Raw genomic sequence first — 13705 nt, forward strand, 5'->3', positions numbered from 1 at the left:
CGTGTCTCAGGCCGTCGCCGGGGTGCGGGCGATCCTCGGGTCGAGCGCCGGGTAGGCGAGGTCGACGACGAGGTTGACGACGACGAACACCAGCGCGCCGACCACCACGACGCCCTGCACGACGGGGATGTCCTGCGCGCGGACCGCCTTCTCCACCAGGCCGCCGAACCCGGCCCGGGAGAACACGGTCTCCACCACCACGGCACCGGCCAGCAGGTTGCCGACCGCGATGCCCAGCAGGGTCAGCGCCGGCAGCGCGGCGTTGCGCGTGACGTGCCGCCACTGCACCCGCCCGCGGCTCGCCCCCTTGGCCAGCGCGGTCTCCACGTACGGCGCGTCCCAGGCGGTCCGCATGGACCGGGCGAGCACCTGCGCGACGACCGCGGACAGCGGGATGGCGAGCGTGACCGCGGGCAGCACCAGGCTGGCGACGCCCTGGTTGCCGACCGCCGGGAAGATCGGGAGCCGGAAGGAGAACAGCTGCAGGAGCAGCAGCCCGATCCAGAAGGTCGGCATCGAGACGCCCAGCGGGGGCAGTGCCAGCAGGGCACCGCGCAGCCGGGTGGACCGCGACCAGGAGGCGAGCGTGGCGATCGTGCCGCCGAGCAGCAGCGCGACCCCCAGGGCGACGCTGGTCAGCGCCAGGGTCTGCGGGAACGCGTCGGCGAGCAGCTGCGACACCGGCGCACCGGAGCTCACCGACACGCCCAGGTCACCGGTCAGCGCCTGCCCGAGCAGCACCAGGTACTGCTCGAGCGGCGGTCGGTCGAACCCGTACCGTGCGCTGAGCTCGGCCACCTGCGCCGGGTCGACGGTGCCGCCCGGGTTCGCGGCGTCGAGCATGATGCTCACCGGGTCGCTGGGCAGCAGGTACAGCACCGCGAACGAGACCGTGAACGCCGCCCAGAGCACCAGCGCCGCGGCGCCCAGCCTGCGCAGCACGTAGCCCGTCACCGGTCCGCACCGATCCAGGTGTCGTGGAACAGCAGCCGGGAGGACGCGTCGAACGCGAGCCCGTGCACGTCCGGGCCGACGCCGATCGACTGCGCGAGCTCGAACAGCGGGATCGCGTAGCCGTCCTCGAGGATCGCGCGCTGCGCGGTGCCCAGGTCCTCGGCACGTCTCGCCGGGTCCGCCTGGGCCAGCTGGGCGTCCAGGAGCGGGTCGAGGACGGTGTCGGCGGGTCGCTTGTTGATGTTGCGGAACTTCGAGGAGAACTGCGTGCGCAGGATGTCTCCGTCGGCGCGCGTGACGTTGTAGTAGTACGTGTCGTAGTCGCCGGCCGCCAGCGCCGCCTGCTGCTCGGCGGGCGTCTGCTGCCGCACCTGGAGGTCGACACCGACGGCCTTGAGCTGCTGCTGCGTGAGCTCGAGCACCGCCTGGCTGCCCGTGAACAGCGGCGCGTAGACGACGTCGAACGACAGCTTCTCGCCGTCCTTCTCGCGGATCCCGTCGGCGCCGGGGGTCCAGCCCGCGTCGTCCAGCGCGTCGGCGGCGCCGTCCTGGTCGAACGCGAGCTCGTCGGACAGGTCCACGTACCCGGGCGTCGTGCTGGCGAGCACGCTCGTGGCGGGCAAGAACGCCTCGCTGAGGACGGTGTCCACCAGCTCCTGGCGGTTGATCGCCACCTGCACGGCGGCCCGCACCTCCGGGTCGGCCAGCGGCCCGGCGCTCACGTTCGGCTGGAGCACGAAGGCGACGCCGGGGTTGGTCCGGGTCAGCACCGCACCCCCCGACCCCTCGACCTGCGGGACGTCCTGCGGCAGCACGTCACCGACGGCGTCGAACTGGTCGGACGCCAGGCCTCCGGACCGCACGCCCGACTCCGGCACGATCGAGAAGTCGATCTGGTCCAGGTACGCCTCGCCGGGGTTCTCGGAGACCTCGGACGGCCACGCGTACCCGCCGCGGCGCACGATCGTCGCGCCCTGGTCCTGCGTGTAGCTCTCCAGCTCGAAGGGGCCGGAGCCGACGACCTCACCCTGCAGCCGTGCCGCCGGGTCGACCGCCGCGGTCGCGTCGGACAGGATCGCCAACGACACCGTGGAGGTCGCCTGCAGGAACTGCGCATTCGGCGTGGTGAACACCACGGTCACGGTGTGCTCGTCGTCGACCGTCGTCTCCTGGTAGCCCGCGAGGTAGGAGCCGGCCAGCGGCGCGGACGCGGCGAGCGGGCCGACGAGGGCGTCGAGGTTCGCCTTGACCGTGGTGGCGGTCAGGGGCGTGCCGTCGGAGAACGTCACGTCGTCGCGCAGGTGGAACGTGAAGCGCGTCAGGTCGTCGCTGACCTCCCAGCTCTGCGCGAGCCACGGCACGATCTCGCCCGTCTCGGGATCTTGGTCGGTCAGGGAGTCCGCCAGCTGGCGCGCGATGTAGATGCTGACGTTGGAGCCGACCTGCTGCGGGTCGACCCCGCTGGGTGAGGCGCCGAGCGCGAAGCGCAGCGTGCCGCCGGGCGTCGCCGTCGCGCTCGACGAGGAGGTCGGCGCCGATGCCGGGGCACCGCTGGAGCTGCACGCGGTGAGCAGGAGCGCGGGGACGACGAGGGTGGTCAGGAGCACGGATCGGGCGCGGGTCGAGCGGAGCATGACAGGGTCCTTCGTTCAGGGTGGGCGCGGTCAGCCGACGAGCGCGCGGTCGGCGTGCGAACGGGTGGCGCGGGGAGCCGGTCGAGCCAGGCCGAGGTGGTGGCGCAACGTCGGCCCCGTGTACTCGGTGCGGAACGAGCCGCGCTCCTGGAGCAGTGGCACCACCTGGTCGAACACGTCGTCGAGACCGGTGGGGGTCAGGTGCGGCACGAGGATGAAGCCGTCGGAGGCGTCCTCCTGCACGTGCCGGTCGATGGCGTCGGCGACCTGCGTGGGCGTGCCGACGAACCCGCCACGGGACGTCACCTCGATGACGAGCTGCCGGATCGACCAGCCGTTCGCGTCGGCCTGCTCACGCCACGCCGCCGCGATCGTGCGCGGATCCTTGACGTGCCGCACCCGGCCGCGGGTGATGTCGAGGTTCTCGACGTCCGGGTCGATCCGCGGCAGCGGCCCCTCGGGGTCGTGGTCCGTGAGGTCGCGGCCCCAGACCTGCTCGAGGAAGGCGATCGCCGTCGGCCCGGGCACCTGCTGGAGGCGGATGTGGTGCGACCGCTCGGCGGCCTCCTGCGCGGTCGCACCGAGCACCACGGTCGTGGCAGGCAGGATCAGCAGCTGGTCGGGTGTCCGTCGGTGGGCGGCGAGGCGGCCCTTGACGTCGGCGAAGAACGCCTGGCCCGCCTCGAACGTCGAGTGCGCGGAGAAGACGACGTCCGCCGTGGCGGTCGCGAAGTCGCGACCGTCGGCCGAGTCACCGGCCTGGAACAGCACCGGGTGGCCCTGCGGCCCGCGGGGTGTGGTGAACTCGCCGCGCACCTGGAAGTGGGCGCCGTCGTGGCGCACCTCCCGGATCGACCCGGGCCGCACGAACTGCCCGGTGCGGGCGTGCGCGACGACCGCGTCGTCGTCCCACGAGTCCCACAGCGCCCGGACGACCTGCACCAGCTCGGCGGCCCGCTCGTAGCGCTGCTCGTACGGCAGGAACCCGCCGCGCCGGAAGTTCGCGCCGGTGAAGGCGTCCGAGCTGGTGACCAGGTTCCACGCGGCACGCCCGCCGGACAGGATGTCGAGGGTCGCGAACTGCCGGGCCAGCTCCCACGGCTCGTTGAACGTCGTGTTGATCGTCCCGGCGAGCCCGAGCCGGTCCGTGACGGCGGCCAGCGCAGCGAGCACGGGCAGCGTGTCCGGCCTGCCCACGACGTCGAGGTCGTGGAGCTGCCCCTTGTGCTCACGCAGGCGGAGCCCCTCGGCGAGGAAGAAGAAGTCGAAGCGGGCGGCCTCGGCCCGTCGCGCGAGATGCTCGAACGACGCGAAGTCGATCTGGCTGCCGGAGCGGGGGTCGCTCCAGACGGTGGTGTTGTTGACGCCCGGGAAGTGGGCACCGAGGTGGATCTGCTTGCGGGGGGCGGGGGTGCTCATCGCGCGGCTCAGGCGATCGCCGCGAAGCGGTTCGCCGGGCGGGCGAGGCCCAGCTGGTCGCGCAGCGTCGGTCCGGCGTAGTGCTCGCGGAACGCCCGGGCCGTGCGCAGCATCGGGACCACCCCGTCCACCAACGCGTCGAGGTCGGTGTGCAGCGAGGAGGGCCGCACGACGAACCCGTCCACGGCGCCGATCTCCCACCAGTCCAGGAACGTGTCGGTCAGCTTCCGGGCGGTGCCGACGTGCGTGAGCGAGTCGGTGTCCCAGCGGACCCCGTCGAGCTCGGTGAGCAGGTCCAGCCGGGCACGGGCACTCGCCTCGTCCGGCCCCGTGACCGCGAACGCGTCGGCGAGGACCCGCAGGTCCCCGGGCTCGCGACCGGCCGCCACGGCTGCCGCACGCAGCCGGAGCCGCAGGTCGAGCGCCTCGTCGCGCGTGGTGGCGCTGATCCGGACCACGTCGGCGTGCCGGGCGGCGAGGCCGAAGGACTCGTCCGAGCGGACGCGCACGACGACCGGCGGCCGGCCCTGCGGGGGGCGCGGGGTGATCGACGGGCCCTTGACCGCGAAGTGGACGCCGTCGTGCTCGACGTAGTGCAGCTTCGAGCGGTCGACGAACCGGTGCGTGGCCTCGTCGCGGATCTCCGCGTCGTCCTCCCAGCTGTCCCACAGCGCCGCGACCGCCCGGACCGCCTCCTCGGCCTCGGCGACCGCCGCGGCCTCGGAGACAGCGGGCCGGCGACCGAAGTGCGCGGTGTCCCGCGCGTCGTCGTCGTCCGCGGACCAGCCGAGCTGCCACCCCGCACGACCGCCGCTGACGTGGTCGATGGTCGCGATGGCCTTCGAGACGTGGAACGGCTCCGTGTGCGTCGTCGCGACGGTGGGCACCAGGCCGATGCCGCGCGACCGCGGTGCGAGGCGTGCTGCGACGAGGGCGGCATCGAGCCGCCCCCGCAGGGTGGTGGTGCGGGTGGGCTGCAGCGAGAACGAGTCGTCGATCACGACGAGGTCGAGCGTCCCGCGCTGGGCGGTGTCGACGAGCTGCTGGAGCCGCTCGGCGTCGAAGAGGCGCTGGGCCTGTGAGCCGTGGGTGCGCCAGGCGGCGGGGTGGGCGCCGGCGTCGCTGAGGTCGACGCCGAGGTGCAGGGGCCGGGGAGACGTGGGGCGTGCCATGGGGTGTCCGTTCATGAGTCGCGGGGGCGCACCGGGCCGGGGCACGGAGGCGCGACGGTCGGTGCGGGGGTACGTGCGAGGACGAGCGCGGCCCGCGTCGGCGGGGCTCGTCAGGTGCCGGTCAGGCCGGGCGGGTCGTCAGCGACAACAGGTGCTGAGCGCACCGGGACAGCACGAGGACAGGCGAGCGAGTCCGTCGGCGGTCGCCGCGGGCTGTCCGTCCGTGCTCATCGTGCGTCCCTTCGTGCCCGCCGAGCGGGCGCTGCGTCGTTGTCGGGCACGAGCGGCTGCTCGTGCGGGACCAGGTCGTCACCCGGGGCACCCCACACGCAGGAGGGTTGCCACCCAGCGAGCCGGGGCTTGTCGCTGGAATTCATGACCTAACAGGTCGGGAAAGTAGGCATAGACCGAGCGCGAGTCAACGATCCTGACGGAAAGTCCAGATGGTGGACGAAGTCGTCCCGTCCCGTCATGAACAATGGAGCCCGTGCCCCCGACCATCCGCGCCGACGACCCGACCCTGCCCGACGTGCTCGCCCTGCTCGGCGAGCACCTCGAGGACATGTACGCGACGTCGCCCGCCGAATCCGTGCACGCCCTCGACCCGAGGGCTCTCGCGGCGCCCGGCATCACGTTCTGGACCGCCCGCGACGCCGGCGGCGAGCTGCTCGGGTGCGCCGCGCTCAAGGCGCTCGGCCCGGCCGACGCCGAGCTGAAGTCGATGCGGACCGGCACCGCGGCCCGCGGCCGGGGAGTCGGCGCGGCGGTGCTCGCGCACGTGCTCGCCGCCGCGGCGGAGCAGGGCATCCGGACCGTCCTGCTGGAGACGGGGACGCAGGACTACTTCGCCCCCGCGCGCCGCCTGTACGAGCGCGCCGGGTTCGTCGAGTGCCCGCCGTTCGCCGACTACGTCCTCGACCCGCACAGCGTCTTCTACCGCCTGACCCTCACCGCGTCTGCTGGCCGAGCCGCGTCCTCCACCGGTCCCACGGCGGCGCGACCCGCCAGTTGAGGCGCAGCGTGCGCCAGGCGCGGTCGAACCGGCGCACGCGCTGGTCGTGGCCCCGCAACGACCGGGCGGAGACTCCCACCCGGAGCCGCGGGTCGTAACGGATCCGTCGCCGTGGACCCAGCGCGAACGCGAGGTCGAGGTCGTCGTGCACCTCGGGGTCGTCGCGGCACACGTCGGAGCAGACCGCGAGCCAGGACTCGCGGCGCATGGCCATCGACGAGCCCCAGAGCGCGGTGTGGCCCAGGGCGAGGTGCGCGAGGACGTAGTACGCGCCCAGGTAGGCGCCGGAGACGGGCGCGCGCAGGACGACGGGCAGGTCGAAGAACTGCCCCGAGCCCGTCACCGCGTCGAGCCCCGGGTCCGCGCGCATAGCGACGGCGATGCGCTCCACCCACCGCTCGTCGGGGCGCGAGTCCGCGTCGAGCCGCGCGATCACGTCACCGCGCGCGCTGTCGTAGCCCGTGGCCGCGGCCGCGGGGATGCCGACCCGCGGCTCGCGGACCACCCGCGCACCGGCGGCCGCGGCGACGGCTGCGGTGTCGTCCGTCGAGGCGTTGTCCACCACCACGACCTCCAGCGGCGGCACGGTCTGCCGCTGGAGCCGGGCCAGGCACTCGACCAGCGCGACCGCGTCGTCCCGGGCGGGGATGACCACCGAGACCGAGGGCAAGGGCTCGCCGCTCATGGGCGCCGCGCCACGACGACGGCGGCGACCACGCTGCCCAGCAGCCCCGCGGCGAGGTCACCCATCGTGTCCGGGTAGCCCACCTGGATGCGGCGGTCGAACAGCGCGTTGCCGGCCCACTCCCCCAGCTCCCACAGCACCGCGGACAGCGCGCCGAGACCCACGACGAGCAGGCCGAGCTCGCGGCCGGGCCGACCGGCGCCGATCACGCCCCAGACCTGCAGCGCGCGCACGCCGAGCACCGCGATCAGGGCCGTCGCGACGGCGTGCACGACGAGGTCGAGCCAGCTCACGGCCACGTACCAGTCGAGCTGCGCGGCCCAGGCGGCGAACAGGATGGTGCTGGAGTACGTGACGTCGAGCGCCGTCCGGGCGCCGATCGCGCGCGGCACCATCGTCCCGCCCAGCACGAGCAGGAACAGGGCCGTCGCGACGGGACCGGACCGCCAGGTGCCGACGATGACGCTGACGAGCGCGAGGACGCGGACGACATCGCCCGGCACCAGCCGCGTCTCGACTCCCGACAGCTGTCTCATGCGGGCGTGACGAACCCGATCGCCTTGTGGCTGCCGTCGCAGAACGGGGCGATGGCCGACGACCCGCACCGGCACAGGGCGACCGTACGGCGGTGCTTCTCGATGGGCGTGCCGTCGGCGTCCACCAGCTCGACGTCGCCGCGGACGAGCAGCGGACCGTTCGGGCACGCCTCGATCGTGGCCTGCTGCGGTGAGTGGCCCGTCATGGCGCACGCAGCGAGGTCGTGCCGGCGGACCAGGAGTCCAGCAGGTGCCGGCCCACCAGCTCGTCCAGGTACAGGCAGGCGGCCGCGCCGAAGAGGATGTCACCGACCAGCTCGGGCTCCTGCTCCGCCAGCCGCCCGGCCAGGTCCCGGCCGGCGATCTGCTCGTGGACGGCGTCGGCCTCGACGTGCTCGTCGAAGTAGTCGGTGGTCCCGGCGTCGTGCCCCAGCCGGCGGAAGCCGTCGCCGTACAGCCGGTTCGGCAACGAGGACGTCATCTCGAACGCCGCCAGGTGACCTGCGATCGCGCCGCGCCATCGGCGGTGCAGCCCGAACAGCGACATCACGTTGAGCGCGGCCATCGTGACCGCCGGGAGCCGGTCCACGTAGTACCCGTACTCGTCGACGAGGCCTGCTCCGCGCATCGTGCGGGCGAAGAGGGCGCTGTGCATGCGCTCCGGCCGGCCGCCGCCGTACTCGTCGGACTGCACCTCGACCAGGGCCGCCTTGGGGGCGCCCGACAGGCGCGGGATCGCCCACGTGTGCGGGTCGGCCTCCATGAGCGTGTAGAGCGACCGGTGGACCAGGAACTCCTCCACCTGGGTGGCGTCGGCCGTCCTGCTGACGTACCGGGCGACGGACGGTCCGGGACCGGGAGCCGTCATGGCGAACAGCGCGGACGCGACGGTCTCCCGGTCCGGGGCGGTCTCGACGGGCGCCGGCACCTGCTCCCGCAGGCCCGCCTCGAACGCCTCCTCCAGGGAGCCTCGCAGCCGCAGGAGTCCGGGGTGCCACTCCCACGCGTCGTCCACGCCCTCGAAGCCCCGGTAGTGCAGGGCGTAGAGCGTCCACAGCGTCAGCTGGAGGTCGTCGTCCTTCAGCGGGTCGGTCGTCGCCGCGCCCGCGCGCCAGCGCGTGAGCACCTCGTCCGCGACCACGTCGGTGTCCCGTGGCGGATGGACCAGCAGGTCGGTCAGGGACGCTCCGAGTGGCCCCCGGGGGGCGGGCAGCTTCATGGTCGAGATCCGTCCTCCGTCCGTGCGCCCGCCCGGTTCTGGAGCAAGTCGTCGGACTCACCGTCGCACGGGCCGCCCGAACCGCAACCGGAACCGCTCCGGCGCCGGCTCAGCCCCGGGTCAGCCCCGGGTCACGCGGTGCACGACGACGTCGTCGAGCCGGCCGTGCGCGGCGGTCGCCGTCATGAACGTCGCGAACGGCTGGCGGCGCCGGTCCGTCGGCGAACCCGGGTTCAGCAGCCGCATCCCCTGCGGCGTGACGGTGTCCCACGGGATGTGGCTGTGCCCGAACACCAGCACGTCCAGGTCCTGGTGCTCGGCGTCGCACCGGCGCTCCCGGCCGGTCGCGGGACCCGTCTCGTGCACGACGCCCAGCCGCAGACCGTCCAGCTCCACCCGGGCGACCAGCGGGAGGCGCGCACGCACGCCGGGACCGTCGTTGTTGCCGTAGCACCCGACGAGCCGACGGGACCGCCCCTCCAGCACGTCGAGGAGGTCCTCCGAGACCCAGTCGCCCGCGTGGACGACGACGTCCGCCGCGTCGACCGCGTCCCACACCGCGTCGGGCAGGTCCCGGGCGCGCCGCGGGACGTGGGTGTCCGCCAGCAGGACGAGTCGCACGGGGGCCTCCTCGGGGGTTCTGCGCCGTACCGACGGTAGAGCGTCCCGTCCGGAGGCGCCGTGCGCGAGTGCGGCGTACGGTCGGCGTTCCAGGGTGAGGCAGCCCGCGCTGGTCGACGCCGACACGTCCGCCGCCCAGCGACGGCGCTCGACGCGAGGCGTGGACGACGACCGCCGGAGATCCGCCGATGAGCACCCGTGACACCCACAGCACCCGCAGCACGGCGAAGGACGCCGCCCCGGCGCCGGAGGACCCGCGCAAGCCGGACTCCCCCGACGACATCACCAAGCGGTCCTGGTCGTACGTGCTCCGCAAAACGCTGCGCGAGTTCACCAAGGACCAGTGCACGGACCTGGCGGCCGCGCTGACCTACTACGGCGTGCTCGCGGTCGCCCCCGCCCTGCTGGCCGTGGTCTCGGTCCTGGGGCTCGTCGGCAACCCGGAGAAGATGGTCGCCGACGTGCTGAAGATCGCGTCCGACGTCGGTGTCTCCTCGGTCGACGAGACGCTCAAGCCGATCCTCGACCAGCTCACCCAGTCCCCGTCGGCCGGCTTCGCGCTCGTCTTCGGAGTCGTGCTGGCCCTGTGGTCCGCGTCCGGCTACGTCGCCGCGTTCAGCCGCGGCATGAACCGCGTGTACGAGATCGACGAGGGCCGCCCCATCTGGAAGCTGCGCCCGGCCCTGCTGGTCGTCACCGTGATCCTGGTGCTCATCGCCGTGGTGATCGTCGCGGCCGTGGTGCTCTCGGGCGGGGTCGCCCGGTCCATCGGCGAGGCGATCGGCCTGAGCGACGTGACGGTGACCGTGTGGAACATCGCGAAGTGGCCGGTGATCATCGCCCTCGTGGTCATGGCGATCGCCATCCTGTACTACGCGACCCCGAACGTGCAGCAGCCGAAGTTCCGCTGGATGAGCCTCGGAGCGGTCGTCGCGCTCGTCGTCTGGGTGCTCGCGTCGGTGGGCTTCGGCTTCTACGTCGCGAACTTCAGCAGCTACAGCGAGACCTACGGGTCGCTGGCCGGGGTCATCGTGTTCCTCCTCTGGCTCTGGATCACCAACCTCGCCCTCCTGTTCGGCGCGGAGCTGGACGCCGAGATCGAGCGGGGGCGCCAGCTGCAGGGCGGCATCGAGGCGGAGAAGACCATCCAGCTCCCGCCGCGGGACACGCGCGCCAGCGAGAAGAAGCAGGCGAAGCAGGAGGAGGACGTCGAGAAGGGCCGGGCGCTGCGTCAGTCGCGGGGGGCGACGACCAAGGACGACGACTGACGCGGGATTAGTCTCGTATCCCGACCTGCACTGTCCACATTAAGAGACGGTGCTGTCGCCCACCGCCGCTGACGGCCATCCTCGTCCCATGCAGACCCGCCGCGCCGCCTCGACGTGCTGTCACGCCGTCGTGGCTTCCGCGCGCCCCTGCTGTCCGCGGAACGTCTGAACGCGGCCCGTCCCCCGGCCGCGCGTCCGACGCCCGGCCCTCGTCGATCCCCCGACGACTCGGCGTGACGCGTGTGCCTCCACCCCGTCCCCGCGGAGACCCACCCCATGGCGCCCAGCCGGCCCCACCTCGCACCGCACCCGCGCACCGAGCGCGCGCGGCGATGTCGTCGATGACGACCGCCCGCCCCCTCGACCCGCGACCCCGAAGGACCTGACATGACCGCCCGTCCCGCCCGCCTGACCGCAGCACTCCTCGCCGCCGGCCTCCTCGCGTCCCTCGGCGCGTGCTCGTCCTCCGCCGCCGGGGAGCCCGCCGCCGGCTCCACCGCCGACGCGTCCGCGGCAGCCGCCGACCTCGCGGAGGCCCCTGAGCTGCGCCTCGGCTACTTCGCCAACCTGACGCACGCCGTCGCCCTCGTGGGCGTCGACGACGGCACGTACCAGGAGGCGCTGGGCGACACCACGCTCACCACGTCGATCTTCAACGCCGGCCCGGCCGCGGTCGAGGCACTGTTCGGCGGCGCGATCGACGCGACGTTCATCGGCCCCAACCCGGCGATCAACGCGTTCGCGCAGTCGAACGGCGAGGCCGTCCGGATCGTCTCGGGCGCCACGTCCGGCGGTGCCCAGCTCGTCGTCCGCGACGGCATCGACTCCCCCGAGGACCTCGTCGGCACGACGCTCGCCACCCCGCAGCTGGGCAACACGCAGGACGTCGCGCTGCGCGCCTGGCTCGCCGAGGAGGGCCTGGAGACGTCGCTCACCGGTGGGGCCAGCGACGTGACCATCGCGCCGCAGGAGAACTCGCAGACGCTCGACCTGTTCAAGGCCGGGGAGCTCGACGGAGCGTGGCTCCCGGAGCCGTGGGCCTCGCGCCTCGTCGTCGACGCCGGCGCGCACGTGCTGCTCGACGAGAAGGAGCTGTGGCCCGAGGGCGACTTCGTCACCACGCACCTGATCGTCGCCACCGAGTACCTGTCGAAGTACCCGGGCACCGTCAAGAAGCTGCTCGAGGCGGAGTACGCGACCTCCGAGTGGATCGCGGCCAACCCCGACGAGGCCAAGACCCTGTCGAACACCGTCATCGAGAAGCTCAGCGGCAAGCCGCTGTCCACGGACGTGCTGGACCGCGCGTGGGGCAACCTGCGGATCACGCTCGACCCCATCGCGTCCAGCCTGCAGACGTCCGCCGACCACGCGGTGGCGGCGGGCACGTCCAAGGAGACCGACCTGCAGGGCATCTACGACCTGACCCTGCTGAACGAGGTGCTCGCCGAGAACGACCAGGAGCCCGTCTCGGACGGCGGCCTCGGGGCGTCGGGCAAGTGACCACCACCGTGACGGCGGCCGGCGGCCCGGGCTCCATCGCCCCGGCCGCCGTCGCGGCGCGTCTGACCGGGGTGTCGCACCACTTCGGCGAGGCGTCGCGGCCGCCGGTCCTCGACCGCATCGACCTGACGGTGGAGCCGGGCGAGTTCGTCTGCCTGCTCGGGGCGTCGGGCTGCGGCAAGTCGACCCTGCTGTCCCTGGTCGCCGGGCTGGACGAGCCCGTCGCCGGCACCGTCGAGGTGCCCGGCGGCCGGCCCGCGCTCATGTTCCAGGAGCCCGCGCTCTACCCGTGGCTCACGGCCGCAGGGAACGTCGAGCTGGCCCTGCGGCTGCGGGGCGTCGGACGTGCCGAGCGGCGGGACGAGGCGCAGCGGCTCCTGGCCCTCGTCCGGCTGGACGGGGCCGGCCCCAAGCGGGTCCACGAGCTGTCGGGTGGCATGCGGCAGCGCGTGGCGCTGGCACGGGCGCTGGCCCAGGAGGGCGACCTCCTGCTCATGGACGAGCCGTTCGCCGCGCTCGACGCCATCACCCGCGACGTGCTCCACGAGGAGCTCACCCGCATCTGGACCGAGACCGGGCGGGCCGTCATCTTCGTCACGCACAACGTCCGCGAGGCGGTGCGGCTCGGCCAGCGCGTCGTCCTGCTGTCCTCGCGCCCCGGACGCGTCGCCCGCGAGTGGGCGGTGGACATCCCGCAGCCGCGGCGCATCGAAGACCCCGACGTATCGCGGCTCAGCGCCGAGATCACCGAGGACCTGCGACAGGAGATCGCCCGCCATGGCCACTGACACGACGGTCCCGCCTGCTCGTCGGACCTCCGACGACGACCTCGCGGCAGGCCTGGACGCACTCGAGACCCCGGTCGCCGCCCCGCGCAGCCCTGCCTGGCGGGCGGCGTGGCGCGCGGTCTGGCCCGTCCTCGCCGCCCTCGGCGCCGTCCTCGTCGTGTGGCAGGTCGCCTACGTGCTGGAGCTGAAGCCGCCCTACGCGCTGCCCAGCCCTGCGGACACGTGGCAGACGCTGCTCGGCACCATCCAGGACGGCTCTGCGTGGCGAGCGGTCACCCTCAGCGTGCAACGAGCCGCGGTCGGGTTCGCGATGTCGGTCGTCGTGGGCGTGGCCATCGGCGTCGCGCTCGCGGCCTCCCCGCTCCTGCGCCGCGCGTTCGGCCCGATCATCACCGGCCTGCAGTCCCTCCCGTCGGTCGCGTGGGTCCCGGCCGCGATCATCTGGTTCCAGCTCACCGACGCCACCATGTACGCGGTGATCCTGCTGGGCGCGGTGCCCTCGATCGTCAACGGGCTGCTCGCGGGCACCGACCAGGTCCCGCCGCTGTACCTGCGCGTCGGTCAGGTGCTCGGCGCGACGGGGTGGACCAGGATCCGGTTCGTGCTGCTGCCGGCGGCCCTGCCCGGGTTCCTCGGCGGGCTCAAGCAGGGCTGGGCGTTCGCGTGGCGCTCGCTCATGGCCGCCGAGCTCATCGTGCAGACGGGCCTCGGCACCGGGCTCGGCCAGATCCTCGACCTCGGCCGGGTGACCAGCGACATGTCGCTGGTCATCGCGTCGATCGGGCTCATCTTCCTGGTGGGCATCGTCATCGAGCTCGTGGTCTTCGCGCCGCTGGAGCGGCACGTGCTGCACTCCCGCGGCCTGACGGGGCAGGTGTCCTCCCGCTAGCCGCGCGC

General features: G+C 73.4%; 14 protein-coding genes and 1 riboswitch. Of the genes, 5 read left to right on the top strand and 9 right to left on the bottom strand.

Going from position 1 to position 13705, the window contains the following annotated elements:
* Positions 1-6: 6 nt before the first annotated feature.
* Genes CXY01_RS08130 through CXY01_RS08145 form a run of 4 tightly spaced genes read right to left on the bottom strand, consistent with a single transcriptional unit; the run spans position 7 to position 5179 of the window.
* Positions 7-954, bottom strand: a complete 948-nt coding sequence (locus CXY01_RS08130; protein WP_146926897.1) for an ABC transporter permease — start codon at positions 952-954, stop codon at positions 7-9.
* On the bottom strand, positions 951-2588 hold the full coding sequence (locus tag CXY01_RS08135) for an ABC transporter substrate-binding protein (RefSeq protein WP_146926899.1): 1638 nt from the start codon (positions 2586-2588) through the stop codon (positions 951-953). The genes CXY01_RS08130 and CXY01_RS08135 overlap by 4 nt, the downstream gene beginning before the upstream one ends.
* 30 nt (positions 2589-2618) lie before the next feature.
* On the bottom strand, positions 2619-4007 hold the full coding sequence (locus CXY01_RS08140; protein WP_146926900.1) for an NtaA/DmoA family FMN-dependent monooxygenase: 1389 nt from the start codon (positions 4005-4007) through the stop codon (positions 2619-2621).
* An 8-nt stretch (positions 4008-4015) separates the two neighbouring features.
* The gene (locus tag CXY01_RS08145) at positions 4016-5179 is read right to left on the bottom strand and encodes an LLM class flavin-dependent oxidoreductase (RefSeq protein ID WP_146926902.1); all 1164 of its coding nucleotides are present in this window, start codon (positions 5177-5179) and stop codon (positions 4016-4018) included.
* A 261-nt stretch (positions 5180-5440) separates the two neighbouring features.
* Positions 5441-5560: riboswitch (SAM riboswitch) on the bottom strand.
* Between the two features lie 106 nt (positions 5561-5666).
* On the opposite strand from CXY01_RS08145, the gene CXY01_RS08150 reads away from it, so the two are divergent.
* Positions 5667-6191 (top strand): GNAT family N-acetyltransferase, encoded by a 525-nt coding sequence (locus CXY01_RS08150; RefSeq protein ID WP_246125153.1) that lies wholly within the window; start codon positions 5667-5669, stop codon positions 6189-6191.
* Here CXY01_RS08150 and CXY01_RS08155 read toward each other — a convergent pair.
* The 5 genes from CXY01_RS08155 to CXY01_RS08175 all read right to left on the bottom strand — a co-directional run bounded on the left by CXY01_RS08155 (position 6127) and on the right by CXY01_RS08175 (position 9252).
* Positions 6127-6876, bottom strand: a complete 750-nt coding sequence (locus CXY01_RS08155; RefSeq protein WP_146926906.1) for a glycosyltransferase family 2 protein — start codon at positions 6874-6876, stop codon at positions 6127-6129. The genes CXY01_RS08150 and CXY01_RS08155 overlap by 65 nt on opposite strands.
* On the bottom strand, positions 6873-7412 hold the full coding sequence (locus CXY01_RS08160; protein WP_146926908.1) for a DUF2238 domain-containing protein: 540 nt from the start codon (positions 7410-7412) through the stop codon (positions 6873-6875). The genes CXY01_RS08155 and CXY01_RS08160 overlap by 4 nt, the downstream gene beginning before the upstream one ends.
* A complete protein-coding gene (locus CXY01_RS08165) occupies positions 7409-7618 on the bottom strand; it encodes a CDGSH iron-sulfur domain-containing protein (RefSeq protein ID WP_146926909.1) in 210 nt (69 codons plus the stop codon). The genes CXY01_RS08160 and CXY01_RS08165 overlap by 4 nt, the downstream gene beginning before the upstream one ends.
* The gene (locus CXY01_RS08170; RefSeq protein WP_146926911.1) at positions 7615-8631 is read right to left on the bottom strand and encodes an iron-containing redox enzyme family protein; all 1017 of its coding nucleotides are present in this window, start codon (positions 8629-8631) and stop codon (positions 7615-7617) included. Before CXY01_RS08170 ends, CXY01_RS08165 begins: the two co-directional genes overlap by 4 nt.
* 120 nt (positions 8632-8751) lie before the next feature.
* Positions 8752-9252 carry a metallophosphoesterase family protein gene (locus CXY01_RS08175; protein ID WP_146926913.1) on the bottom strand — a complete coding sequence of 167 codons (501 nt, stop codon included), beginning with the start codon at positions 9250-9252 and terminating at the stop codon, positions 8752-8754.
* A gap of 188 nt (positions 9253-9440) precedes the next feature.
* Here CXY01_RS08175 and CXY01_RS08180 point away from each other — a divergent pair, with 188 nt between their 5' ends.
* The 4 genes from CXY01_RS08180 to CXY01_RS08195 all read left to right on the top strand — a co-directional run bounded on the left by CXY01_RS08180 (position 9441) and on the right by CXY01_RS08195 (position 13697).
* Positions 9441-10520: a YihY/virulence factor BrkB family protein gene (locus CXY01_RS08180; RefSeq protein WP_146926914.1), complete on the top strand. Its 1080-nt coding sequence runs from the start codon at positions 9441-9443 to the stop codon at positions 10518-10520.
* Between the two features lie 387 nt (positions 10521-10907).
* Positions 10908-12020 carry an ABC transporter substrate-binding protein gene (locus CXY01_RS08185; protein WP_146926916.1) on the top strand — a complete coding sequence of 371 codons (1113 nt, stop codon included), beginning with the start codon at positions 10908-10910 and terminating at the stop codon, positions 12018-12020.
* Positions 12021-12082: 62 nt separating this feature from the next.
* Positions 12083-12808, top strand: coding sequence for an ABC transporter ATP-binding protein (locus tag CXY01_RS08190; protein ID WP_222594519.1), 726 nt, complete (start codon positions 12083-12085; stop codon positions 12806-12808).
* Entirely contained in the window at positions 12798-13697 is a 900-nt protein-coding gene (locus CXY01_RS08195) for an ABC transporter permease (RefSeq protein ID WP_146926920.1), read from the top strand. The genes CXY01_RS08190 and CXY01_RS08195 overlap by 11 nt, the downstream gene beginning before the upstream one ends.
* Positions 13698-13705 lie beyond the last annotated feature (8 nt).

This window comes from Cellulomonas xylanilytica, from assembly GCF_007989805.1.
Classification (GTDB): Bacteria; Actinomycetota; Actinomycetes; order Actinomycetales; family Cellulomonadaceae; genus Cellulomonas; species Cellulomonas xylanilytica.

Excerpts from the sequence above, each read along its gene's own strand:
- CXY01_RS08195 (WP_146926920.1), top strand. The coding sequence starts at position 12,798 with ATGGCCACTGACACGACGGTCCCGCCTGCTCGTCGGACCTCCGACGAC.
- CXY01_RS08185 (WP_146926916.1), top strand. The coding sequence starts at position 10,908 with ATGACCGCCCGTCCCGCCCGCCTGACCGCAGCACTCCTCGCCGCCGGC.
- CXY01_RS08135 (WP_146926899.1), bottom strand. The coding sequence starts at position 2,588 with ATGCTCCGCTCGACCCGCGCCCGATCCGTGCTCCTGACCACCCTCGTC.
- CXY01_RS08165 (WP_146926909.1), bottom strand. The coding sequence starts at position 7,618 with ATGACGGGCCACTCACCGCAGCAGGCCACGATCGAGGCGTGCCCGAAC.
- CXY01_RS08160 (WP_146926908.1), bottom strand. The coding sequence starts at position 7,412 with ATGAGACAGCTGTCGGGAGTCGAGACGCGGCTGGTGCCGGGCGATGTC.
- CXY01_RS08180 (WP_146926914.1), top strand. The coding sequence starts at position 9,441 with ATGAGCACCCGTGACACCCACAGCACCCGCAGCACGGCGAAGGACGCC.
- CXY01_RS08140 (WP_146926900.1), bottom strand. The coding sequence starts at position 4,007 with ATGAGCACCCCCGCCCCCCGCAAGCAGATCCACCTCGGTGCCCACTTC.
- CXY01_RS08170 (WP_146926911.1), bottom strand. The coding sequence starts at position 8,631 with ATGAAGCTGCCCGCCCCCCGGGGGCCACTCGGAGCGTCCCTGACCGAC.
- CXY01_RS08155 (WP_146926906.1), bottom strand. The coding sequence starts at position 6,876 with ATGAGCGGCGAGCCCTTGCCCTCGGTCTCGGTGGTCATCCCCGCCCGG.
- CXY01_RS08145 (WP_146926902.1), bottom strand. The coding sequence starts at position 5,179 with ATGGCACGCCCCACGTCTCCCCGGCCCCTGCACCTCGGCGTCGACCTC.